This is a genomic window from Mesorhizobium sp. WSM4849, assembly GCF_055811385.1.
The window spans coordinates 1-5,440 of record NZ_JBVVPW010000078.1 but is presented as its reverse complement, the minus strand read 5'-3'; the positions used below and the strand labels follow the sequence as shown (position 1 = coordinate 5,440).

Here is a 5,440-nt window from a genome sequence, read left to right as displayed (position 1 = left end):
AGCAAGATCCTGCCGCTTCCCGTTCTCCTCGCCGGTCGCTGAACCCCAACAAACGCCGCCGGTTTTGCCCCGGTTACCGTTTTGGTAGCTAAGTGCTTGAAATTGCTTGGCTGGGGAACCTGGATTCGAACCTGGACTAACGGAGTCAGAGTCCGTACGCACATGTTGAAATCATTGTGATTTATGGCCGTGTGTCGCTAGACGCCCAAAAGTGACGCCGCCGCGTCCATGGCAGTTGTGTCATCACCCTTCGGGAACAGATGACCGTATGTGTCCAGCGTCACCACGATTGACGAATGGCCCATGCGATCCTGAACAACCTTCGCAGGCAAACCGAGACCACCATCCTCGGGACGGTTGATACACCAGCTTGCATAGAAGTGCCGCAGGGCATGAAGGCCGGTGTACTTGGCCGTCATGATCGGCTTGCCTTCTTTGTCCATCTCGCCGCTACCCGTGACCACGCCAGCCGCTTCGAGGGCAGGGTGCAGCCAGCGCTTAACGATATTGGCGTGCCACTCGATGTTGCCCTCCGTGTTCGGAAACACAAGTCCGAGATCACCCTTCGGACATTCGGATTGCCACACTTTCAAGGCCTTCACCAAAGCAGTGACAAGGGGAATCGTACGTCGCCCTTTCTTGGAGGGATCCGATTTCTTGGTATGCGTCGGCACGCTGGCGCAGGGTGACTTCGGCCTTGGTGAGATCGACGTCCGACCAACGAAGTCCGCGAAGTTCGCTAGCACGCATGCCGGTGAGAACTGCGGTCATTAGGAACACGCGGACGCGGCCCTCAGCGTGCGCCAGGATGGCACTGACTTCTTGTGGCGTCGGAATGTCTACGCCGACTTGTATCGGCTGACCAAGGTGCCCGGCACCGCTTTTCTCAAGGCACGCAGCAAAAAGTGTCTAACCCGCCCGGACAGTCAAGAGGTGTGGCAGGCAGGCCATGCGCAGCCAGCCGCAGCGAGCCGGCAAGACGCGCGAAGCACTTCGGCGGTGTAGGACAGCGGCACGCCAGAACGCGCGCAGGCCAGGCGTTGGCCTGCCAATTGTGTTTTGACTATTTGGCTGAACGGGCGCGTAAAATATCAGGTTCGCCCGGTTGGGCGAACTAACTCAGGGAGGATGTTATGAAGATGAATCGACGTAATGCTCTCGCCCTTGGTGCCACCTCGTTGGCGGCCCCGCTATTGGTCGCAAAGCCCATTCCGGTAGCGGCCAAGACCTACGGTCCGACTGATGGCAAAGAGATTTTTCCCGGCGTTCGGCTCGTCGAACTGGGAACACGAGACTCCCATATCAAGGGGTACAAGAAAATTGCCATGGAAGACGTCGTCTACCAGCCAAAGGCAACTAGCCCGCTGGGGGATGTCATGGCCGACGATATGGTCTGCACGGTCACTGAAGGCGAGCTCCAGGTCACGGCAGGCGACATGCAGTTCACGGCCAAGGAAGGCGACGTATGGAGCTGCGGCAAGGGTAGCACGAAGGAGGCTGCTACGAACAACGGAACAGGGGTCGCAGTGATGCGGGTGATTAACCTGAAGGCTGCATAAAGTTGAGTAGCGCCCGAACCGGCGCGAGGCGCTTGCCCAGTTAGGACATCGGCCGCCGGATATATCTTTCAGCCGACGGAACGTTAGTGCCCGCCGGGTGTTATCACCATGATCCCGCATAGGGATCATGGTGGCCTTGTCCCTCTTGGCCCCAGTTTGAGTCCGCTGTCTCCCCGACAGCGGACGCGACGCATTCAGTGGCATCCTCTAGACGCAAATGCCCAATGACTTAGCTGCCTCCTGCTTGACTGAATACAACCGTGCCGTCGTCTTTGCGTACTTCCACTGCTACGATACCGTGATCCTGCTTTCTAGGGAATGTCGCCAGCGCGTGATCTCTTGCGGCCTTCTCGGCATCGAAGGGCGTCTTTTCAACGATTCCCTGTTTCCCGTACCAAATCACCGTGAAGCCCACCGCTGCGACGCTCCCTTTAAAGGCGGCTTCATTGGCGCCCCGGCCTGGGGCGGGCCTACCTAGCCGCCATTTTCTATTCCGCCGGCAGCTCTTTTGAGCCTCGACCCAAGCCCGGCCGCGGCTCTCAAGCGTATCATCCGGGCCGCTTTCGCTCATACTCGGCGTCACCTGCATCGCGAGCCTCTTTTATTCCTCGGAACCGATCGCGAAGCTCAGCGCCCAGCACATGAACCGAGTAGATGCCTGAGTTGGTGTAGGTGTGGTTCTTGTGCTTAACAATGACCGCAACCTGTTCGCCGCCGACAAGTCCGCGCGAAATGCGGGCATGCCCATGCGGCTCCCATTGAATCGACAATTGCGCCTCCCCGATCCATGTTCCTCATATCGACAGGATGCGCGCCGATACGAGTACGCGCAAGCGTTGCTTTCACAGCGGTGCTTGACGATTTCAACGGTGGAAAATAGCCGGCACCGCTCGCTGGAGGTTGCCTGAAAGGCGCCGGCCGGGCGGAGTTGGTCGGAGTTTGAAAATCCTTGTGATCTAAAAATGTGCGCGTTGCACAACTTGCAACTTCGGGCCAAAGTGTAGGCGGCCCGAACGGGAGATAGGATACAGCCTACCTCCCGCCCGCGGGCGTAGCGCCAACTGGTACTCGGGATCTGTAGCCTCATCACTTGTCAGGCGACAGCTGCAGATCCCACCCAGCGCTTTTCAATGTACTGATTGCGGAAGACTCGCGCCTGCTGTGGCTGCCTTTTCCCACAAGCATTTTGTTCTGTGTTCGTTCTGAGTTCGGTGTGACCGTGCGACTGCCGGCGGCAGCACAGAAGAGTCATATGACGATCCGAACTGGCAGACGGCAGTGGCGGCGTTTGGGTGATCTGCGGGCCGCTTCCCGTCCCAGCCCTATCGCTTCTTTTTGCTGGTGGCCGGCGCAAAGTTAGCGTTCTTTTTCGGCCAACCTTTTTCGTCAAACACGATCGGCCCGGCAAAGGCCGTGCTGAGGCCGCTGATAGCGCGGTGGAGATTGTCGGCGGTTGCGTCATGCAACCGCCGCACAGCATCTTTTTGCGCCTTTGTCTTGGCCATTCCATCCAATGTCATTTTTACGCCGCGGATGGCATCCCAATCGATGTCATCCTTTGTCGCGTCGTGAAGCGCTTTCATAAACCAAAGGCTCATTCCCTACTCCCTCAGAAGCGGACCGATCGCCGACGCTTAGTTGGACTCGATCGCCTCGTATTCTCGCCCCTTTAGGTCAAGGCCGCGCTTTGTCAGCACGATGCTAAAGCGCTTGAAAAGTCCGAAGAACTCTTCGAACGACAATTCTATCTCGACTTCGCGTAGGCGCAGCTTTTCCTGTCGGTCGAGATTGCTCTTGAACGTGTCAAAGTCACCTGGCGGTGCAATGAGGGCACGAATGGTTGGCGGCTTAGAGGTGCACCGTGATTTTCGCCAACCCATATCTCGACACCGACCAAGAAGTCATCCTTGGATACAATTCCTTTCTCACGAAGGAAGTTGTGAATGGACTGGTCATGACCGTCGTCCGCCGCTGCCGTCCCTTCAAAGTCTCCGTATTGGACACTAGCCTTCAGTTTAAGCATCAATTCCTCCACGTTTGCTTGAACTCTTCATCGAACCACATTTCGGCATTGTAATCGGCTCCGGCGACTGACCGGAAATTGAGGTAATGCGAATAGACCTTTTCGCTAAGCCATGACTTGAATTGGGAGAAGCTTGGATGAATCAGCAGGGCTGGTTGAGACGCCGCGCTCGTTCGCCCATTCGTGACACATGTGGCGGATGGCTTTCTCGGACTCAGATTTCTTCACGTTGGCGCTCGTTCATCGGCGCCTTCGGAGCGCTGTGCCGCTGTTGGGAGGTGCACAATCAGGTCGTCTTGGCCAGCGATCCGTTGCACGACGCGCCAGTTTCGAAAGGTGGCGTATTGCTTAGGTTCTCCTCCACCCAAGACGCCGGACATCAGGTCAAGGTACGCTTTCCGCATGTTGTGTTTTACGACCAAAACACTCGCATCTCCCCCGAGCAGTATATCGCCAGGAGTAGGCGTTCCGTTAAGGGAAAAATTGTCGCTGACTGCAATGGATTCGATTTCGGTGCCTCTGAGGGCGAAACCCATATCGCCAGCGTTCACAGTGGTCAGAGTCCATTTCTGCTCTGACGAAATATCAACGAAAAAGCGATCTTCTTCGCCCCAATCGGCAATGATCCCCAAGATGTTGTCAGCACGGAAACTCGTATAGACGAGAGCGCCGGCTGAGAAATCGGACAGCCTTCCGAACATGCCATTCGTTATCATTCTTCACGCCCTCCCATTAAACCCGTTGGCACACTTCGCACGCCCTAGCGGGCAAGTCGACTCTTGACCTCCACAGGCATTTGTTCCTATTTCGTTCTCCATGCCGGAGAGCAATGGCCAACGTGGCGGAATCATATGGTGTTTTAAGCAAAGCCCACGATGTTGGGCAGATCGTACGCGTCCGGTGCGGCCATTACCCTGGCTGGCGGTACTATACGCCGGCCGACCTGCAACGCGTGCTCGGTGATTCCGAGGTGCGGCGGATTCCCTACCGAATTCGGTGCGAGCGTTGTAACTGCGGCGACCAAATGACGGCCGAGGTTTTCATTCCGGTTGCAGCGGAGCGTGCCCGCATGACGGTGCGGCGGCTTGTCGACATCAAAACAAAGCGCATTCCAGTTTGGCGCGACGATAGCGGAGGTTAACAGCGCCAATATGCCGAACAGCCGTCGTCGTCGTAGTGGCCGCGATCACCATCCTGCCCTCCGGCCCACACTAGAAGTCCGAGCACCAGCGCGCCAAAGACGCCTAGGCCGATCTTTCCAGCGAACTCACTCCTCCGTTGCCTGGCGGCGTCTGCGGCGTCTGCGGCATCGCGCTCTTGTCGGTATGCCGGGTCGTTCTGGTACCGCTCGCGTTCGCGCAGCACGCCCATCCAGTGAGACTGCATGTACTGCGCTTGTTCCTCCGTCAGGTACCTTTGCACAAGACCGCGGGTGCCGTCCGCGCCAATATGGTAGACCGTCCAAACGGGCTCGCCGGTATAGAGCGACTGTTCTTTCTCGACTGCGTAGCTTTGCAATGCTCCTGCTCCACTAGATGCACCTGTGCAGAAATTGGAGCCACTACAGGGCTACGGAATTTTTGCAAGCACCGCCCCGCCCAGCGCTGGGCTTTTTTCATGTCGCCATGTTGCTAAGCATGTTGCTATTCGCAGCCTCCGCTCATTACCGCGCCTTACAAATCAAGGGCTTATGTTGCTACACGTCTCGGCGCTAGCAACATGGTCCTGGGCAGTTTTGGGTAACCGGGGCAAAACCGGCGGCGTTTGTTGGGGTTCAGCGTCCGGCGAGGAGAACGGGAAGCGGCAGGATCTTGCTGCCAGGGATGCCGAGGCGGTCGCCGAGATAATCCCAGAAGCT

At 57.4% G+C, this 5,440-nt stretch carries 8 protein-coding genes; 2 read left to right on the top strand and 6 right to left on the bottom strand.

Translation table 11 applies throughout. From position 1 onward, the window contains the following. Positions 1-197: 197 nt before the first annotated feature. Both AC0L3L_RS36100 and AC0L3L_RS36095 read right to left on the bottom strand, forming a co-directional pair. Complete coding sequence (locus AC0L3L_RS36100) at positions 198-587, bottom strand: site-specific integrase (protein WP_473642123.1); 390 nt, start codon at positions 585-587, stop codon at positions 198-200. Next, the gene (locus tag AC0L3L_RS36095; RefSeq protein WP_473642121.1) at positions 559-771 is read right to left on the bottom strand and encodes a hypothetical protein; all 213 of its coding nucleotides are present in this window, start codon (positions 769-771) and stop codon (positions 559-561) included. Before AC0L3L_RS36095 ends, AC0L3L_RS36100 begins: the two co-directional genes overlap by 29 nt. Before the next feature lie 362 nt (positions 772-1,133). Here AC0L3L_RS36095 and AC0L3L_RS36090 point away from each other — a divergent pair, with 362 nt between their 5' ends. Continuing rightward, the gene (locus AC0L3L_RS36090) at positions 1,134-1,559 is read left to right on the top strand and encodes a hypothetical protein (RefSeq protein ID WP_473642119.1); all 426 of its coding nucleotides are present in this window, start codon (positions 1,134-1,136) and stop codon (positions 1,557-1,559) included. 229 nt (positions 1,560-1,788) lie between these two features. On the opposite strand, the gene AC0L3L_RS36085 is transcribed toward AC0L3L_RS36090, so the two are convergent. The 3 genes from AC0L3L_RS36085 to AC0L3L_RS36075 all read right to left on the bottom strand — a co-directional run bounded on the left by AC0L3L_RS36085 (position 1,789) and on the right by AC0L3L_RS36075 (position 4,298). Then, positions 1,789-2,148: a hypothetical protein gene (locus AC0L3L_RS36085; protein ID WP_473642117.1), complete on the bottom strand. Its 360-nt coding sequence runs from the start codon at positions 2,146-2,148 to the stop codon at positions 1,789-1,791. A gap of 733 nt (positions 2,149-2,881) precedes the next feature. Then, the gene (locus tag AC0L3L_RS36080) at positions 2,882-3,157 is read right to left on the bottom strand and encodes a hypothetical protein (RefSeq protein ID WP_473642116.1); all 276 of its coding nucleotides are present in this window, start codon (positions 3,155-3,157) and stop codon (positions 2,882-2,884) included. Between the two features lie 649 nt (positions 3,158-3,806). Beyond that, positions 3,807-4,298 carry a hypothetical protein gene (locus AC0L3L_RS36075; protein ID WP_473642114.1) on the bottom strand — a complete coding sequence of 164 codons (492 nt, stop codon included), beginning with the start codon at positions 4,296-4,298 and terminating at the stop codon, positions 3,807-3,809. Positions 4,299-4,411: 113 nt separating this feature from the next. On the opposite strand from AC0L3L_RS36075, the gene AC0L3L_RS36070 reads away from it, so the two are divergent. Continuing rightward, positions 4,412-4,723, top strand: coding sequence for a hypothetical protein (locus AC0L3L_RS36070; RefSeq protein ID WP_473642112.1), 312 nt, complete (start codon positions 4,412-4,414; stop codon positions 4,721-4,723). Here AC0L3L_RS36070 and AC0L3L_RS36065 read toward each other — a convergent pair. Then, entirely contained in the window at positions 4,720-5,100 is a 381-nt protein-coding gene (locus tag AC0L3L_RS36065) for a hypothetical protein (RefSeq protein WP_473642110.1), read from the bottom strand. The two genes, AC0L3L_RS36070 and AC0L3L_RS36065, sit on opposite strands and share 4 nt — an antisense overlap. Between the last annotated feature and the right edge of the window lie 340 nt (positions 5,101-5,440).